15 protein-coding genes are annotated in these 20,358 nt (G+C 30.3%); all 15 read right to left on the bottom strand.

What is annotated here, in order from left to right; translation table 11 throughout:
• Positions 1 to 243, bottom strand: a complete 243-nt coding sequence (locus Q326_RS0106930; protein WP_026894718.1) for a (2Fe-2S) ferredoxin domain-containing protein — start codon at positions 241 to 243, stop codon at positions 1 to 3.
• A gap of 392 nt (positions 244 to 635) precedes the next feature.
• A complete protein-coding gene (locus Q326_RS0106925; RefSeq protein WP_026894717.1) occupies positions 636 to 1,487 on the bottom strand; it encodes a DegV family protein in 852 nt (283 codons plus the stop codon).
• Positions 1,488 to 1,603: 116 nt separating this feature from the next.
• Entirely contained in the window at positions 1,604 to 3,226 is a 1,623-nt protein-coding gene (locus tag Q326_RS17925) for an S-layer homology domain-containing protein (protein ID WP_051531263.1), read from the bottom strand.
• Positions 3,227 to 3,298: 72 nt separating this feature from the next.
• Positions 3,299 to 4,321: an anti-sigma factor domain-containing protein gene (locus Q326_RS0106915; RefSeq protein ID WP_026894716.1), complete on the bottom strand. Its 1,023-nt coding sequence runs from the start codon at positions 4,319 to 4,321 to the stop codon at positions 3,299 to 3,301.
• Between the two features lie 5 nt (positions 4,322 to 4,326).
• Positions 4,327 to 5,022, bottom strand: a complete 696-nt coding sequence (sigI, locus tag Q326_RS0106910) for an RNA polymerase sigma-I factor (RefSeq protein WP_026894715.1) — start codon at positions 5,020 to 5,022, stop codon at positions 4,327 to 4,329.
• Between the two features lie 137 nt (positions 5,023 to 5,159).
• The gene (locus tag Q326_RS0106905) at positions 5,160 to 6,275 is read right to left on the bottom strand and encodes an HD-GYP domain-containing protein (RefSeq protein ID WP_026894714.1); all 1,116 of its coding nucleotides are present in this window, start codon (positions 6,273 to 6,275) and stop codon (positions 5,160 to 5,162) included.
• Positions 6,276 to 6,551: 276 nt separating this feature from the next.
• Positions 6,552 to 10,808: a 2-hydroxyacyl-CoA dehydratase gene (locus Q326_RS0106900; protein ID WP_026894713.1), complete on the bottom strand. Its 4,257-nt coding sequence runs from the start codon at positions 10,806 to 10,808 to the stop codon at positions 6,552 to 6,554.
• Positions 10,809 to 10,839: 31 nt separating this feature from the next.
• Positions 10,840 to 11,451, bottom strand: coding sequence for a TetR/AcrR family transcriptional regulator (locus Q326_RS0106895; protein WP_026894712.1), 612 nt, complete (start codon positions 11,449 to 11,451; stop codon positions 10,840 to 10,842).
• Between the two features lie 239 nt (positions 11,452 to 11,690).
• Positions 11,691 to 13,385, bottom strand: coding sequence for a glycosyl hydrolase family 18 protein (locus Q326_RS16910; protein WP_051531261.1), 1,695 nt, complete (start codon positions 13,383 to 13,385; stop codon positions 11,691 to 11,693).
• Between the two features lie 29 nt (positions 13,386 to 13,414).
• Positions 13,415 to 14,518: a GerAB/ArcD/ProY family transporter gene (locus tag Q326_RS0106885; RefSeq protein WP_026894711.1), complete on the bottom strand. Its 1,104-nt coding sequence runs from the start codon at positions 14,516 to 14,518 to the stop codon at positions 13,415 to 13,417.
• Between the two features lie 35 nt (positions 14,519 to 14,553).
• The gene (locus Q326_RS0106880) at positions 14,554 to 14,772 is read right to left on the bottom strand and encodes a hypothetical protein (RefSeq protein ID WP_026894710.1); all 219 of its coding nucleotides are present in this window, start codon (positions 14,770 to 14,772) and stop codon (positions 14,554 to 14,556) included.
• Between the two features lie 2 nt (positions 14,773 to 14,774).
• Positions 14,775 to 15,932 carry a Ger(x)C family spore germination protein gene (locus Q326_RS0106875; protein ID WP_026894709.1) on the bottom strand — a complete coding sequence of 386 codons (1,158 nt, stop codon included), beginning with the start codon at positions 15,930 to 15,932 and terminating at the stop codon, positions 14,775 to 14,777.
• Positions 15,922 to 17,448 carry a spore germination protein gene (locus Q326_RS0106870; protein ID WP_026894708.1) on the bottom strand — a complete coding sequence of 509 codons (1,527 nt, stop codon included), beginning with the start codon at positions 17,446 to 17,448 and terminating at the stop codon, positions 15,922 to 15,924. Before Q326_RS0106870 ends, Q326_RS0106875 begins: the two co-directional genes overlap by 11 nt.
• 195 nt (positions 17,449 to 17,643) lie before the next feature.
• Entirely contained in the window at positions 17,644 to 18,861 is a 1,218-nt protein-coding gene (locus Q326_RS0106865; RefSeq protein WP_034601468.1) for a BaiN/RdsA family NAD(P)/FAD-dependent oxidoreductase, read from the bottom strand.
• A gap of 62 nt (positions 18,862 to 18,923) precedes the next feature.
• On the bottom strand, positions 18,924 to 20,264 hold the full coding sequence (locus tag Q326_RS0106860; RefSeq protein ID WP_026894706.1) for an alanine/glycine:cation symporter family protein: 1,341 nt from the start codon (positions 20,262 to 20,264) through the stop codon (positions 18,924 to 18,926).
• Between the last annotated feature and the right edge of the window lie 94 nt (positions 20,265 to 20,358).

The raw sequence follows: 20,358 nt of genomic DNA, 5'->3' as shown, positions 1-20,358 counted from the left end.
TCACCTCTCAACAATATATCTATTGAAAAAATCTTCTACTGTACCCTCATTTACAGATCTTATAGGGTCATCATCTACCTTTACTGATACAGCATTAGTGCATTCTCCTAAACAAAAGGCTGCCTTTACAGTTACTTTATCTTCCATATTTCTGTCTTTTATTATTTGTTGCATCTTCTTTATTACATCATAGGAACCTTTCAAATGACACGCACTTCCGATACAAACATTAATTGTTATCACAGTATCATTCCCCCATTTTAGTTATATTTTTAACAATAACTTCAATTGAATATTTCAGAATTTTTACAATGTTTAAGCTACATATTATTATCTCAATACTATATATTATATATATAAGTATATTGTATTGTTAAATATTTATCAACTATTTTAAGTATATTTTTAAATTATTTTTCAAAAAAAAAGATGACTCATTGTCTCTCAGCTTGTTAATAAAGGTATAAAGTAAAAATTAGTAGGTAATAGTAAATAGTTAGTAGTTTAATGATGAAATCCATAGGATTTCCACCATCAACTACTAGCTACTACTATGAACTACTAACTATTTTTTACAAAATCAGTAACTCTTTTGATATCTTTAATCATTAGACTGAGAGATAACTATCATCTATCTATTCATTCAAAAAGAATAATGCCAATGTTCCAGGACCAGAATGGGCTCCTATAGCACATCCAATCATATTTATTATAAATTCCTTACAATCATATTTTTCTGATATCATATCTTTTACTTTTAGTGCAGTATCTAAATCATCTCCATGACTTATTCCTATGACTTGACTCCCAATATTATTACCCCGTTCTTCCATTATTTCCACAATTCTTTTTATAACTTTATTTTTTCCCCTGGCCTTTTCAATGGGAATCAATTTTCCATCCTGAACATCTAATATAGGCTTTACATTTAATAGACCTCCTACTAGAGCTGCTGTCTTACTAACCCTTCCTCCTCTATACAAATATTCCAAATCATCTACTGTAAATACATGCTCCATATGCTCAACATCATTTATTATTGTCTCAAGTATCTCTTCTCTATTCTTTCCCTCTTTGGCCATCTTTGCTGCATGATAAACGATAAGTCCAAATCCCATAGATGCAGCCTTTGAATCTACTATGTCAATTTTAAATTCAGGATATTCTTCCATTATCTCAGTTTTTATAAGTTCAGATGTTTGGTATGTACCAGACAACCCTGAAGAGAATGCAATATATATACATTCTTGATTTTCTTCAGCATATTTTGTAAATACCTCTTTAAATTTACTAGCTGGTATCTGTGCAGTTTTAAATACTTTGCCTTCCCTCATACCCTTATATAGCATTTTAGATTCAATTGTATCACCATCTAGATACTCATTACCATCTAAATATACTATAAGGGGCAATACATCTATATCATATTCATTAATTATTTCCTTAGGTAAATCACAACCACTATCAGTTATAATTTTTATTCCCATACATATCATCTCCCTACATTAAATAATATATCAGTAATCTAATTACTCATATACTAAATTATATACCATATTGCCAAAATCTAAAAGCATATAAAAAGAACTCCCTAAGGAGTCCTTTAATCTTCTTCTATATCTATTTTTACTATCTTATTTTTAACTATCTCAAATTCCCCATATTGACCAACTTCCAAATCCCTTTCGTCTTTATCATCGTCATCTATCTCTATCTCAACATCCTTATCTAATATATATTTGTAAGTATCGTCATCATCTTCAATAGCTATTTCTATTCCATCAGATACATATTTTATACTTTTAATTTCGCCTTCTATTTCTAATTCATCCCATTCTGCTTCTATATCTATTATTTCTTCATCATCTATTTTAACTTCTACTTTCATCCCTATTGCTAAATTTTCAAACTTATTTCTTTCATCTTCTATTTCTATATCTGCATCCTTAGATATTTTATATTTGTCATCATCTATTTCCATATGATATGTGCCTACCAAATCTAAATCAGTTATTCTACCCTTTACTTCATATTCCTTATCTTCATTGTCTTCATCTAAATCTCTATCTACTATTATCTTTCTTACTTTATTGTTTCTATCTACATATAGTTTTACTTCATCATCTTCTTCTATATCGTCAAAATCTCCTTTTTCATCTTCAAAAATGACATCTACATCATCTAATACATAGAACATAACAGACATATTCCTTACTTCTATTTGTATAGCTTCTGGATGATTCTTATTTATGTTTATAACCTCTCCCCTGTATGTTGAAATTACATTGTCTTCATCTTCATCTTCTATTATTTCTATATATACAACTTCATCATCATCAATAGTTAATTTTACTATATCATCTTCTTCTATGTCATTATATCTTACCCTTTTATTGTCATCATATACTATTACATCATCATCTACCTCGAACTTCTTTATATTTCCATATACCTTTATTTTTATATAATCGTCATCTATTTCATATACATTTCCTGTCCATTCATCTTTATCAACATCACTGTCTACTTTTTCATCTAACCTTGAAAACAATACTGCCATCTCTGCCCTATTTAATGTCCCCATTGGGTTAAATCTATCTTTACTATCTCCCATCATAAGCTCTAACTCATTAGTCATATATATATACCCTATGGCCCCTTGTGGAATCATAGATGCATCTGTAAAATCCAATTCTTCATCCATATGCTCTTCTGCCTCGTCTTCATACCCTATAGCCCTAATTATATATTTAGCAACTTCATATCTTTTAGCAGATTCAGAGGGCACAAAATACATCATATCTACATCGTCTAATATCCCCTTTTCGTAGGCTATTGTCACATATCCCCTTGCCCACTGGTCTATTCTTTCTCCTGAATATTCATCAGGCAAATCTTTTATATTATATGCCTCATCCTCATACCCCATTACTCTTAAAGCCATGATTATTGTTTCCAATTTTGAAACAGATTTGCTTGGATTAAATATACCCTCTTTTTCACCTTTAATTAGTCCCTTCAATTTCATACTTTCTATAGCCTTTTTTGCCCAATCATATCCATCTATATCATCAAATACCTTTTTTGATATTCCATATGGCATAAAATGCTTTTTTGCCTGTCCTGGTGGCAACCACCCTTTATGTTTTGGTGCTGCATAACCTAACGACCCAACCGCTCCTACAGTTAACATAAAAACTAATACACTTGAAACTATTTTTTTCATTTTATCTACCTCCTTTTTTATTTCTTCACTATATATATACGACAATATATATAACTATTTGGGGTGTTTCAATTATTTTTTATTTTTTTTATCTTTTTTAATAGGGTGTGCTTTTTTCTTTTTGGCTTCTTTTGGTTTATCTTTTGCTTTGTCTTTAACTTGTTTTTCTTTATTTTTAATCTTTTCTTCCTTTTCTTTTTTGTTATTAACTTTTTTATTGTCTTTTATTTCTTTCTTTACATCTTTGTTTTTAATGTTGCCATTATTGCTTTTTTTTAATATCTCCTTATTTTCTTTTTTGTTCTCTTTCTTTGTCCTTTTTATCTCCTGCTTTATCCTCTTTTCTTCATCTTTTGATTCTTTTTTTATTTTTTGTTCTTTAGTCTTATTATCTTTTTTATTTATTTTTTCATATATTTCCTTAATATTCTTATCCTTGTATTTATCTATACCCTTCTCTTCTTTTTCTAAATTCTTTATAAGCTTCAATTTGCCTGGAGAAGTATTATGCTGTTGAGCTTCTTTATATAACTCATCATCACCTTTTACTTCTATGATTTCAGCCGACACTTTATTCTCATTAATATGTCTTTCTACAGACTTTACTATTTCCTCTTCATCTATCTTTATCCTATCATTAGTCACAGTAACCAATATCACATTCTTTTGTTCTCTTTTTATATAATTTTCTTTTATTGATAAATCAATTATCATGTCTAATACTTCTGTTACAGACTTATTTTTATAATCTTCAATTACATTTACTAATTTTTCTCCATCATCATTTAATCCTTTGATGGAATTAACCCTTTTAAACATATTATAACCAATTTCAATACTGGGATTTATGTCCACATTCACATATCCAAAAGAAGAACTATATCCATAAATTCCTAACGATCCAGTAAATAAAAATATTAATACAGCAGCTGCCACCATAATTTTTCTTATATGTCTATGTCTATGTCTATTTTTAAATATGACTTCATCTCCAATTACATAATGGGAGTCTAGCCCTTCTGCCTTTACAAATTCACCACTATTTGTCAGTACAATGCCTGTATTGCCCTCTTTTTCTAATAATATGCCCTTCATAGCTCTCACCTCCATTCAATGTATTCTTTTATATGAGGATAATCTCCCGTTAAAATTATTATTAATGCTATTATATATATTCGACCCCTTTCAATTTTTTTTCGATGTATATTCATATATTTTTCTATTTCTTTTATTGGGAGTCTATTAGTTTTTATCAAATGATCCAATAATTCTTGATTATCTATTATACATAGTGCCATATTTTTATATGTTTCTCTAAGTTTTTTATGCTTTGGAGAAACCTCCATTAGCCTATGAAATGTAATTCCCCATTTATATAATTCCTGTTTAAATTCCTCTATCTCTCTTTTTCTACTTTCATTTTCATTAGTACTTTTATATTGAATCATAGCTTCTTTCATCTCATATCTATAATTTATATCTTCATCGGATAGTATCAAAAGTTCTTTTTTATCTCTATTATTAGCCCTATAATAATCTATAAGTCTTGAATTTATAACTCTATTGGCAAAACTTAAAAACTTGCCCTTACTTTCATCAAAGGATTCAATAGCTTCTTTGAAAGCCATCATTCCTATTGTCACTTCATCATCTTTTCCATATTCTATATATCTACCACACCTTTTAGTAATCACACTCATTATAAAAGGTCTATATTCTTCTAGTAATTTATTCATTTCTTTCTCATTAGTTTTTGCTTTATTTACTCTTTTTTCCAAATTGTTTTTGAAAAACATCTTCTCACCCCATTAAGGCAATATCTATATTAGATATATTCGTTCTTAATATAACATAATTTAAGGTAATAAATATATTTATTTATAAAAATAAAGTGAAATCCTGACAGGATTTCACTTTATGTAAAACTTATATTTTATTGTATAATTTTATTAATCTTTACTTTATCTTCCGATGAAAGGTCTATTATACCCTCATCTACCCTTATTAATGGCTTAAACTTTGCCATATTATTTATAAAAACAACTTCTCCTATTCTATCATCATTCAAATATATATATCGCCCAATATGATTCCAAAGCATATTTCTTACAAAAATTTCTAAGGGTTGATAGTCTAGTTTAGTAAATTCTTCTTTATACAGTCTTTCTAAAGCAGTAAAAATATTTATATTGTCACTGTCATTATTATTGCGAGCATATATATTATCAAATCTGTCTACTACGGAAATTATCCTAGTTTCTAAAGACATTTGTTCCCTAATTATGCCAAAGGGATATCCTGTACCATCACAATTTTCATGATGCCCCAATATTATTTTTTTTACATCTATAGATATATCTTTCATTCTTAATACAAATTTATATCCCAGTATAGGATGTTTTTCCAATAATTTCATATCTGATTCGGTATATTCCTTTTTATTTATAATATTTATAGGCATCTTATACTTTCCTATATCATGAAGCAATCCACCCTCTATAAGGTTTAAAATTTGCATTTTATCAAGTTCCATCCATTTTCCCAATAATCCTGATAGTATAGCTACATTGACACTATGGGAATAAGACGAGACACTTTTATTTTTTAATATTTCTAAACAATACAATATATTATTCTTGCTAACTATCTCATTAAATAATGGAACCATTATGCCTTTAACCTTTTTTACATCTAATTTGCCAGAATCCTTTACTTGATCCATAATCTTATCCATAATCCTTAGGCTACTTTTATATACACTATTACTCTCTATATCTATTTCAGGAGTTGAAGGTTTTATTTCTATATTCATAAAATTTACATCTTCTGATTCATCATCCAATAAATCGAAAATCCCCTCAACATCTTTGTTATGTATTAAAACACTTTCTATTCCCCTATTCTTAAGTCTTTCTATTATTTTTTCATTTAATATCGTGCCTGAAACTGTTAGTATAAATCCAAATTCATCTTTTACATCAGATATGACCTTCATGCCACTTGTACACTTGTCTATGGGAACTTTAATGCCCAATAAATTATTTTTCATAAATTTACACCCCATATAATAGTTTTACTTAACTCCTTACATATATTATATTATATTTCCTCTAGGTTATTGGTCCTAATCATTACCATTCCTTAGAATTATTTCTAAAAAAGAACTTAGATTAATCTAAGTTTCAATTATTAACAAGTCCATTGGGTATAAGTAATTATTTATAAAATTTACGAAAATATAGAACAAGTTAGTAGCTAAAAGTTAATAGTAAGTAGTTTAATGATGAAATCCATAGGATTTCCACCATAAACTACTTACAACTCACTACGAACTACTAACTGCTTTTATCCCTTTATCTAAATTCTTAAACGCTACCGATAACATAAGCTTTATCCTATTTAGTTGGTTAACCTCACTGGCTCCTGGATCATAATCTATAGCAGCTATGTTAGAAGATGGATAAGCCCTTCTCAACTCTTTTATCATCCCTTTTCCTGTTATATGATTAGGTAAACATGCAAAGGGTTGAAGACATACTATATTATTTACTCCTGAATCGATTAGTTCTACCATTTCTGCAGTCAAAAACCATCCCTCTCCTGTCTGATTAGCCAATGATAAATGTCTCTCTGCTCCCATAGCCAATTCCTGTATACTCTTTGGTGCTTCAAATCTATTGCTCATTTTTAAAGCCTTTTTCATATCTTTTCTATAGTATTCTATAGCCTCTATTGCTATATTTCCTAAAAACATATTTTTGAAACTTCCCGATAGATCTCTATATTTTATCTTATTATCAAAGGCACTGTATAAAAAGAAATCTATTAAATCAGGAACTACAGCCTCTGCGCCCTCTTCCTCTAATATTGAAACTATATCATTATTGGCTGTAGGATGGAATTTCACTAATATTTCCCCAACTACTCCAACTTTAGGTTTTACCACATCTTCATCTATTTCTAATTCATCAAAGTCCTCTACTATTTTATATATATTTCTCTTAAATTGTTTTTTATTGCCATCTATTATATTCCTTTTACATTTCTCTACCCATTGTTCATAAACTCTATTGGCTGACCCCTCTATTTTTTCATAGGGTCTTGTTTTATACAATACCCTCATAAGAAGATCACCATATACAAGTCCCATCATCATTTTCCCTGCCATCTTAAGAGAAACATTAAACCCTGGGTTTTTTTCCATTCCAGCTGCATTTAATGAAATAACGGGGACATGGTCCATATTGGCATCTCTCAATGCCTTCCTTATAAACGCAATATAGTTTGTAGCCCTACATCCACCTCCAGTTTGAGATATTATAACTGAGGTATTATCCAAATCATATTCCCCTGACTTTAAGGCCTCCATTATTTGTCCCACAGTTATTATAGAGGGATAACATGCATCATTATTTACATACTTAAGCCCTTCATCTATAGCCTCTTTATCTACTGACGGAAGAACTTTTAGATTATATCCTGAAGATTCAGTAGCCGATTCCAAAAACTGAAAATGTATAGGTGACATTTGAGGTACCAATATTGTATGTCTCTTTTTCATCTCTTTGGTAAAAATTACCTTTTGTGGTATGTCATAAAGTTTTTTAGGTCGGAAATCTCTCTTATCTCTTTCCTTTATTGCTGCAAGTAAAGATCTTATTCTTATTCTTGCAGCTCCTAAATTACTGATTTCATCAATTTTTAAAACTGTATATATCTTATCGTATCTCTCTAATATTTCTTTGACTTGATCAGTAGTAACTGCATCCAAACCACACCCAAATGAATTCAACTGTATCAATTCCAAATCCCTTTCTTTAGCTACATAACTAGCAGCTGCATACAGTCTAGAATGATACATCCACTGGTCCACAACCCTCAAAGGCCTATCTATATTGGATTTATCCCTCAATGCATCTTCTGATATAACTGCAAACCCAAAAGACTTAATCATTTCTGGAATCCCATGGTTTATTTCTGGATCTATATGATAAGGTCTTCCAGCAAGGACTATCCCCTTAATGCCCTTTTCCTTTATATAATTTAATGCCCTAGTACCTTCTCTATGCACATCTTCTTTATATCTATTAAGTTCTTTATATGCTTTAGAAATAGCATTCTTTACTTCTATTTGACTTAAGTTCTCAGATTTCAACTCTTCCATTACTCTTTTTACCATTCTTTTATTGTTATCTAATGGCAAAAAAGGATGGTAAAACTTTATATTACCTTCTCTTATGATATCCATATTAGCATTAATAGTTTCAGGGTAAGATGTTACAATAGGACAATTATAATGGTTATCAGCATCTTTATCCTCTTTTACATTATATGGAATGCATGGATAAAATATCTTTTCCACGCCCTTATTTTTTATTAAATCTACTATATGCCCATGTACCAATTTCCCTGGATAACATACCGATTCCGAAGGAATTGTTTCCATTCCCAACTCATATATATCCTTTGAAGATCTGCTAGAAAGTACTACCCTATATCCCAGTTCTTTAAAGAATGTAAACCAAAATGGATAATCTTCATATATATTAAGAACTCTAGGTATACCTATAATTCCTCTCTTGGCCTCTTTTTCAGATAATGCCTTGTAGTTAAACACTCTTCTATATTTATATTCATACAGATTTGGGATGTCATTTTTACGATTTTCTATACCTGCTCCCCGCTCACATCTATTCCCCGATACATATTTTCTTCCATCAGAAAACGTTTTTATAGTTAAAAGACAGTTATTGCCACAAAGTCCACATCTTTTCATTTCATTCTTAAATGAAAAATTGTCTAATTGATCATAGTTCAGTAAAGTTGATTTACTATTTTCTATATAGCGATATTTAGCTATCAACGCTGCCCCAAATGCCCCCATTATCCCTGCAATATCAGGTCTTATAACTTCTCTGCCCGATATCTTTTCTATAGCCCTAAGAACTGCATCATTATAAAATGTGCCACCCTGTACAACTATATTTTCTCCTAATTCTTCCGCATTTCTCATTCGTATAACTTTATATAGTGCATTTTTTATTACAGATATGGATATTCCAGCAGATATATCACTTACTTCTGCGCCTTCTTTCTGAGCCTGTTTTACCCTTGAATTCATAAATACAGTACATCTAGTACCCAAGTCTACAGGATTTTTAGAATTTACCGCTGAATTTGCAAACTCCTCTACACCCATATTTAAGGAATTGGCAAAGGTCTCTATAAAGGAGCCACATCCTGATGAACACGCTTCATTCAACATTATGGAGTCTATAACTCCGTCGTGGACCTTTAAGCTTTTCATGTCCTGTCCTCCAATATCCAACACAAAATCAACCTCTGGAAGGAAAAACTCTGCCGCTTTATAATGGGATACTGTTTCAATTTCTCCTATATCTACCTTTAAAGCAGCTTTTATAAGTCCTTCACCATATCCAGTTACACAGGAATTAACTATCTCTATATCATCGCCTACCTTAGTATAGAGTTTTTTTAATACCTTTATAGTAGATTCCAATGGGCTACCCATATTACTTCCATAATAAGACTCTAATATATCCCCTTCTTCATTTATTAAAACTATCTTAGTTGTTGTAGAGCCGGCATCTATTCCCAAATAGGCCTTGCCTTTATACTCATTTATTGAAACCCTATTGGCCTTATGTCTGTTATGTCGTCTTTTAAAGGATTCGTATTCTGTTTTATCTATAAACAAAGGTTCTGATAGTACGTTTTTTCCTTCACTGGACACATTTATATCGGGTAATCTATCATATAAACATTCAAAAGACCTTGGCATTTCATCTCTAGAAGACAATGCAGCACCAATAGCCACAAAGTACTGAGAATTATTAGGAAATATTATGTCCTCATCTTTTAACTTTAATGTCTCTATAAATCTATTTCTAAGTTCAGACATAAAATAAAGGGGACCTCCGAGAAAAGCTACCTTACCTTTTATAGGTTTTCCTTGAGCTAATCCACTTATAGTCTGATTTACTACTGCTTGTAATACCGACGCAGCCACATCTTCCTTTGAAGCCCCTTCATTTAACAAGGGCTGTATATCAGTTTTAGCAAATACTCCACATCTAGATGCTATGGGATATATTGTATGATGCTTTTTGGCTAAAGCATTAAGGCCTGACGGATCCGTTTGCAATAATGCTGACATCTGATCTATAAATGCTCCAGTACCTCCTGCACATGTACCATTCATCCTCTGTTCCATTGATTTGCCCATATATGTTATCTTTGCATCTTCTCCACCCAATTCTATGGCAACATCAGTATCTGGAATAACTCTTTCTATAGTATTGGTACATGCTATTACCTCTTGGATAAATGGTATATCTAAAATTCTAGATATACCCATGCCTCCAGAACCTGTTATCATTATTGTTAATCTATTTCTTTGTAGTACATCCTTCGCACTACTTATCATAGAAACAACTGTATTTTTTATATCTGAAAAATGTCTTTTATAGTCTTTAAAAATTATATTGGTCTTTTGGTCAATAATTACCATTTTTATAGTAGTTGAACCCACATCAAGACCCACATTTAATATATTATTCACCCTCTGCACCCCCAATATAATAAAATAATTTTTATTTTAATTTAATGGAATTCCAAAAGAAATCTATATGCTCTTTTATTTGTCTTTTATAATAATCTATATTATTTTCATTGTTTTTTATTAAATGTTCTAAATTTATTAGTGCCAATGGAGCCAAAAATTCATTTGCCAAAACTTCTGGATTGTAATCTTTAATGACCCCTCTTTCTATCATTTTTTGAAATAAATCACTCAATTTATCTTTAGCAAAACCAATTATTTCATTAGCCGTTATATCTCTAGCCATATTTATACAAAATACTTCCATCATAACTACCTTTAAAAATTTATTGGTTTCATCATTAAAAACAACATCTAAAATATTATCCATTACATGAGATTTTAAAAATTCATCAGGATTATATAAAAAATCATCATATTCATCTATTTTACTTATAAATTCCTTGGCTCTATTTGTACCATATATCTCAAATAAAGTCTTAATTATTTTATCTTTGCCTTTAAAATGATTATATATGGCACTTTCACTGACCCCTACACTTCTGGCTATCTGTCTTATAGATGTTCCACTATATCCATTCTTAGAAAAAAGGTCCAATGATACATCTAATATTCTCTTTTTGGTATCACTTAAATCATTCATTTTATCTCACCACCTTAAATCCATAAATAAAATCCTTTTATAGTTTTCAATCCATATTTTTGTAATAATTAAGAAATACAGGTAATTCTTTGTTATCATCTTTATTATAGTGAACGTTCGTTAACCATGTCAATCTTGAAAAAACAAAAAAACAGCGAAAATTTCGCTGTTTTTGGCAATTATATATATAAATATACGATTATATATGCTTTTCATATTTTGAAGTATTTTTTGTTTTTTTATTGCCTAACGATCTTATTTTTGTCTTTAATTACAGTTTTCAATACTGTCCATATGCCCTCTTTTTCAAATCCCTTTCTCCATGAAGCCGCACCTGCAAGGTCATATTCATGAACCAACTGTGCCTTAAGACCTATGGAGTTTTGGTCTTCAATCCATATTCTATATCTCTTATTATCCTTCGTATACTCCACATAGTATTGTCCTTCTTCATTTAACCATTTAGGAACCAAATTATTTTCTATTATCCTTTCATCTACAGTTTTCATGGAAAGGGCACTGGATTTAATATCTATATTCCCTTTTTCGTCCCTTGTCTCCTCCCATTCTCTAGTATAGAATGGGATGCCTAATAACAATTTTTCCTTTGGTACATATCTAAGGGTTTTTTCTATACCACTTTCCACCCATCCTATAGATGCTACTGAGCCACTTTTAGGACTTGATGCCCAATGCTCATCATAAGTCATAACCATACAATAATCTACTATTTCAGATATCCTTTCCCTATCATAGAATTTTGACCAATTTAAGCTACTAGAAGGTATAGTAAAGTCCATGGACACAACTAAGTTTTGTTTTTTGAGGGCCTTTGTCAACTTGTCCACAAATTGAGTGAGCCTGTCCTTATCTTCATAATATACATTTTCAAAATCTAGATTTATGCCATCTATATTATACATGCTGGTATATACTAATATCTGATTTATAACATTATTTTGTGCCTCTTCACTAGAAAGCACCTTTTTTGTCAAGTCCTTGTCAAAACTATTGTCCATAAGGGCCCATACTTTATATCCCTTATCATGGGCATCCATTATATAATTATAATCCACTTTATTTTCTATAGTTCCTTTATCATCTATTATGGAAAACCACGTTGGAGACACTACATCTAATCCTTCTATAGCATCTTCTTCAGATATATCAGGAGTATATCTATATACATATTCCCATGCAAAGTTAATCTTTCCTGTTGGATTCCAATCTTCTCTTACAGTATTTAGCCTTACATCTAAATCCATATCTAATTTTTCTACATCTAAATCTCTAGATTTCACATACCCTATATAGCCTTCTTCAGTCCTTACTTTAGACCATTTATTTTCCTGTTCAAATACCTTTACTTTGTCACCACTTCTAAGCTTGTCTAATTTAAAGCTAAAAGAAGATTTTTCAGGTCTTAAGTACGTTTTTCTATCAATTGTTCCAATCAATTCTTTTTCTTTAACTTTATCTATAATTACAATATTATTTTTTTCAATATATGTAATCTCTATATTGAATATTTTTTCATATCCTGATAACTCTACATAATAATTATCTGAAAGATTTCTTACAAGCATAGTTAAGTTAACTCCATTATCTAATCTTTCAGTTAATTCTTCTGTTTCCAATTCAAATTGGGGCTCTTCTATGTTCAAATATAACAATCTTTTCTGTTCGTCAAATCTAATATCTTCGTGTATATATTTTTTGAAAATATCTAATGGTATAAAAATTTTCTCTCCATCAATTATAGGGTAGACATCCGTATGTATAAATTCGTCTTCCATTACTATATTAGTTTCCCCTGGTGAATAAGCCATTGCTACATTTTGTGGCTCTACTGGCATAAAAAATAAAAAACCCATTGTTGCTAATGTTGTCATGATAATTATTGATATTCCTAGTAAAAATATTTTTCTCAACAATAAAATCCCTCCCTTTTACACTAATTATATCAGTTTCTGTCTTTTTTGGAAGAAGAAAAAAATCCCTTCTTTATTTCCGCAATAATTAAAATAATCATTGGTAATACTATCTGAAATGGAATAGCATAATATTTATAAATATTTGATGACCAAAAAAACATTTCCATGACATCATCATATATAAAGCATGATAAATTCATTGTTATTAATGCTACTGGAGGAATTAATAATTTGAAGTCAGCAAAATTAAATAAGTTTGCTATGCCTATACTTGCTCCATATATACATATGCTTATCTTAATTAATCCTGAAAATAAAAATATAACAGATATTAATACTTCAATTCTTTGAATAAAGTCTCCTACCTTTATTAAACTAACAGCCGAATACGATGGAAAATACAATGCACTGTCAGTTTCTACTCCAAGGACAAGGATATTTCTTGTATATACTATCAATATAAGTAATCCTGATATCACTATGCCATATCTATATACCTTAAATACATCATCAGTATTTTTTAAAGAACTTAAAATCATTGTAAATACAATAGTTTCTGCAAATGGAAATGTAAATATAGAAAAACTACCATCTATTACTGGTTTAATCCCTTCATATAATATTGGCTTCAAATTATTGATATCCATTTTAGGTGTAGACAATGTAATTAGAGATATAATTATAAATACCACAATGGGAAGAATTAAAAGAGACCACCTTCCTAATACCTCTATACCCTTTCTTGTAAACCAAATACTGGTAATGCCCATAGTCATAACGAGAACAAACTGGGGAGTCTCTATTAAAGATACTATATGAATAAATTCAGAAAAATTCCTGAAAACCAAAGCTCCTAAATGAATAACATAAAAAATATAGAATATGGAAATTATTTTACCTAATATACTTCCAAACAAAATTTCTACTATAGAATACAAATTTTTTCCAGGGAAAAGATGTAAAATTCTTGCATATACTGAAGTTATAATCAAAGCTCCCAACATAGCCAATATAACAGCTATCCATATATCCTGTTTAGCTTTTCCCCCTACACCTAAAACTAATGTGCTTCCAATTATAAACAAAATCATAATTGCTATACCTTGCTTACTAGCAATATTTTCTTTATTCATGTATCTCCCACTTTCCTATAACAAAATCAATATTTCTATATATTAAAAATAGAAATAACTATTTTCTTTATTGGTTCTACAGGACTAGGTATCTTTATTCCTATACTTATCAATACTCTAATTACATATGATACTGTCAACATCAAAGTATATACTGAAAATAACTTATATTTGCCAGATCTATAAATAGGTATTAAATCTACAAATACAAAAAAGATATAAATAGATGAACACATAATAAGCATTAATATCATAATTAATCACCTACTTCTATAACCTTTGGAGAAAGTCCACTGTTTTTTATATCCATGGATACACTCACTTTAGTATCTACTGTCCTAAATAGTTCATCCCACTCACTACCTATTTCCTTCCACAAATTAGGCATTTCTTCTTTAATAGTCTTTCCAAACCCAAAAATATCTGCATTATACTCCATTTGAACTTTTCTTATTAATTCTTCTATTTTTTTCTTTTGTACCCTCTGTACACCATTCTTTATAGTTTCTAAACCATCTTTATGGACATAATTTCTATCTGTCCCTTGCTCCCCAACAGCTACTTTTGTATTTATATTTATATTCATAATTAAATTATTATCTTTATACTGGGGCTCCATTTTAGTTTTATTTTCTAATATTTCTAATGTAATTTTATCCGTATTAACTTTGGAAGGGTATTTATATATAATCAATCCACTGTTTATTTTATCTATTATAAACAAATAGGATTTTGTCTCTTCACCATCTAAAAAATCTACTAATTTATCCCTTTTAAAAACTGCTGTGCCTGATAAACTTGATGTCCTTTGACCTTCATTAGTTACAACTGATATGCTGGGTAGTACTGCTGAGATACCTTCACCAGATAGGGCGTTAATAAAATCACTTACATCTACATCTGGAGATTTTCCTAAGCTTTTTTGACCTTTAAACACTTCTTCAATTTCAAAGGTTCTTATCTCTGTAGTTACACTTTGCTGTGAAAGTAGCTCTCTAGCAGTCTCTTCTTTGGAAACTAGAATATTTAATGAAAGTCTAATCTCTGCATCCCTATTTATCAAATCAATTACTTGTGTTATGTCCTCTTTTGCAATGTCTTTACTCACTATAACAGCTTTAGTATGGGCCCAATATAATTTTTTTGCTGAAATTTTAATTATATTTCTTATTGCATCAAATACAGATTCTCCTTCCATTCGTATCTTTTTCGACTTTACTTTTACCTCTCCGCCATCGGTTTCCAAATCTACTATTTCTGCTGTTATTAAATAATTATCATTTTTCCCTTTATCTATTGCCATACCTCCGACAATTGCAAGCTTATCCATTTCTCTATAACTCCAGCAGCCATTTAATATGAATATATTTAATATGCAAAATATGCAAAGTATCATCACCTTCTTATTTATCATAGCCTTTCCCCCCATTATTTTGCCTTTTGAAATTCCTATCTGCTATAAGCTTTGGTCTATATTCCATATACCATCTGGGCATTCTTATGGCTGTATCCTTCAATTCACTAATCTTTAACGTACTTATATATGACATATAAGGTATCCCAAAGGAATAAATACTGCATAGATGAATTAATAATCCTGCAACTCCAAAAATGAAACCATATAAACCTAAAAATGATGATAACAATAAAAATATTACCCTTAATAAAACCACAGCTCCTTTAATCTTTGGAATCATAAGCCCCGTTATCCCTGCAAACGCTACAATTATTACCATAGGTGCACTGACAAATCTAGCCTCTACAGCTGCTTGCCCTAATACCAATGCCCCAACTATACTAAGGGCCTGACCTATAAATGTGGGCATACGAATCCCTGTTTCCCTTAATGCTTCAAATACAAGTAATAAAGCAAACACCTCCAGTATTGTAGGAAATGGTATCCCTTGTCTCGAAGCAGAAACAGTCAATATCAAAGAGGTAGGTATCATCTCTTGATGAAAAGTTATTAATGACGTGTATATAGCTGGCACACTAATTGTAAGAATAAATGATAATATCCTTAACAACCTGTTAATTGATGAAAAATAGAAATTGGTATAATAATCATCTTGAGATTGAAAATATTCTAAAAAAATATATGGCAATGTCAACGCTACTGGAGTACCATCCAACAATAATGCAATACGCCCTTCCAATATTTTACCTGCAACAACATCGGGTCGTTCAGTATCTCCTATAGTTCTAAATGGAGAGAAAGGTGCATCTTTTATCAATTCTTCAATATATCCTGAATCCAATAAGCCATCTATTTCGAGCTTATCAAGTCTTTTATTTAATTCCTTTAATATTTTTTCATTAACTATTCCCTCAATATAACATATACAACATTCAGTTTTTGTTCTTAATCCAAGGGTTCTAAACCTAAACTTCAAATCAGGTGTCTTTATTCTTCTTCTTATCATAGTTAAATTTTTGATTATAGATTCTGTAAAACCTTCCCTTGGTCCCCTCAAAGACTTTTCTACTTCAGACTCTTGTATATCTCTACTTTCCCATCCCATAGTTTCTATTATTAATGCCTCTTGTACACCTTCATATAAAAGTACTGTATTTCCACTAATTATTGAATTAACCACTTTATCTATGTATTTAGTCTTTTTTATGTTGTCTGAAGTGATTACATGATTTTCCATGCTTTCTATTGTATTTTTTTCTTTTCCTAATATTGAATTTCTTAAAATAGGCCTTATTATACTTTCATGTATCATATCCTTATCTACCATCCCTTTAATAAATACGATACAATATTTTAATTTTTTGTCAGTCTTGTTTCCAAAATGTCTAAAGATTATGGTATCATCATGATTAAATATATCTTTAAGTATTTGTATATTCATTTCAATAGATTTAAACAAAGAATATTTGTCTAAATTGTATTTGTCAAACTCTGTTTTCTTTCGATTAAACATTATATCCACCCTTTATAAATATTCATTTTATATAAGTATTTGTATAATCTACATAAACCATGCATTTTTTTAATTTCAAAAGACATAAAAAAGTTAGTAGTTAATAGTTAATGATGAAATCCATAGGATTTCCACCATCAACTAATAGCTACTAACTACGAACTACTAACTGTATTTATACCTTCGTCATTAAGCTTATATTGTATTTCCAGCAACAAATGCTGTAGAAAATGCTGCTTGAATATTATATCCTCCAGTATCTCCATCTATATCTATAACTTCTCCTACAAAATATAATCCATCTACTATTTTGGACTCCATAGTCTTGGTATTTATTTCCCTAATTGAAACTCCTCCTTTTGTAACCATTGCCATATTAAATTCTCCTAATCTCTCCACAGTCATAGGATATTCTGTAAGCATCATCACTAATCTATTTCTGAGCTTTTTATTCAAATTGGCGCAGGTTATTTTTTCATCTATACCAATAATTTTAAGAATCTCATCTATGAACCTTTTAGGTATAGAATAGTTTTTCAGTAAAGTCTTTATAAGAAGTTTACCATTAGATTGAATATCTTTTATAAATTCCTTTCTAAATCCTTCTATGTTTTTTTGACCAATAAAATTTATCTTTATTACATCATTGGGATTTACATATCTAGAAAAATTTAATATCCCTGGTCCTGATATATGCTTATGGGTTAGCAATATATCTCCCATTGTTTCCTTAATCTTTTTATTATTTCGCCACAAATATATAGGTATATCTTCAAAGGATATCCCTGACAAATCTCCAAAGGGATAATCTTTAATATATAAAGGCGTCAATGCCGGCAGAGGTTCCTCTATCCTATGTCCAAGTTTAGATGCAAGTGTATATCCATCTCCTGTAGAACCAGTATAAGAATATGAATTACCCCCAGTAGCAATTACTAAATTGGAAGATTTATATTTTTTCCCCTTGCTTTTTACATTAAATATTTTGTCTTCTTCATTATATGATATATCTGTTACACAAAAATTATAATTAATTTCTACACCCCTTTTATTGCACTCTTTAATCAAGATATCCAAAACATCCGATGCTTTAAGGGTATTGGGAAATACTTTTCCCTCATCATTAGATATAAATTCAAGTTTTCTTTTTCTAAAAAAATCTAATAAATCATTATTATTAAATCTATACAATGCATTTTTTAAAAATCTTCCATGTTCACCATAATGTTTTACAAAATCTTCTACGTTCCCCTCATGGGTTATATTACACTGTCCTGCCCCTGAAAGCAAAAGCTTCTTTCCTGCAACATTATTCTTTTCTAACACAATAACTCTGTTACTATCATCACAATTTATCGCTGTAAAAAGTCCTGCTGGTCCTGATCCAATAATTATCACATCATAATATTTCACAATATTCCTCCCTATTTGACCTTTGCAAAATTTTTTACATTCATTATAACACTTTTTTAAAACTATAGCCTAGAAAAATATGACTTTGTCTCAGCCAAAATCACTGACTTTAGTCCTATAAGTCCTATAAGATTAGGTATAGCCATGAGCCCATTTACTATATCAGCTATAGTCCATATAAGATTGAGCTTAAGAAATGGTCCCAATCCTATGAGAACAATAAAAATTAATTTGTAAAATTTTATTCCCTTGACTCCCACTAAGTATTCAGTACATCTTTCTCCATAATAGTTCCATCCTATAATCGTGGTAAAGGCAAAGAATATTAATCCTATAGTAATTATATACTCCCCTATTTGTGGGTTAAAAAATCCACTTCTAAATGCTTGATTAGTCATGGAAGCCCCTGCATATTCAGAGTTCCACATTCCTGTTAATACTAAAGTTAATCCTGTCATTGTGCATATTACTATAGTGTCAAAAAATGTTCCTGTCATAGATATAAGCCCTTGTCTTACACATGAATTAGTCTTAGCAGCAGCCGCTGCTATAGGAGCCGAGCCCAGTCCTGATTCATTGGAAAAAACACCTCTAGATATCCCTGCTTGAACAGCTTTCATTGCTGCTGCACCTGCAAAACCACCTACTGCTGATGTTTTAGTAAATGCACCCCTGATTATTAATGAAATTGTACTAGGTATAAGTTCAATATTAGACAGTAAGATTGACAATACTCCAAATACATAGAGAACAGCCATAAAAGGCACTATAAGCTGGGCAACTTTAGATATACTCTTTATTCCTCCTAATGTTACCAATGCTACTAATAAAACCAATATACTACCTGTCAACCATTTTGGAATACTAAATGCTATTTCCATAGAACTTGTAATTGCCTCTACTTGTGGAAATGTTCCTATACCAAAGAAAGCCACACCAATTCCAAACAAAGCAAATGCCTTAGCTAAAAAGCTATTATTTAATCCCCTTTCAATATAATACATTGGGCCACCAGACATCTGACCATTTTCATCTACAACTCGATATTTAACTGCCAATAAACCCTCTGCATATTTTGTAGCCATGCCAAAAAATGCTGCTACTATCATCCAAAATAATGCTCCAGGTCCTCCTAATTTCACCGCTGTAGCAACCCCAACTATATTTCCTGTACCTATAGTTGAGGAGAGAGCAGTACATAGAGATGCAAAGCTAGATATATCTCCCTGATTATCCTCATCATTCTTTTGAAAAATATACTTTAATGCCCTTGGTAAATGTATAACCTGTATAAAGCCTAATTTAAAACTTAAATAAATCCCTGTTCCAACTAATAAAATCAATAATGGTGGTCCCCATACAATAGAATCAATTTTTTCAAATACCCTTACTAATGTTGTCATTTTTGCCTCCTAATTTTGATTTTAGTAGGAATTTCATACAGTTCATTTGAAAATTACTTAAACTCTCAAAAATACAAAAAGAGGTCATATTTAT

The organism is Clostridiisalibacter paucivorans DSM 22131 (assembly GCF_000620125.1).
In the GTDB taxonomy this organism is placed as follows: domain Bacteria; phylum Bacillota; class Clostridia; order Tissierellales; family Clostridiisalibacteraceae; genus Clostridiisalibacter; species Clostridiisalibacter paucivorans.
Note: the sequence above shows the minus strand (reverse complement) of the source record. Positions and strands in the feature narration are given on the sequence as shown.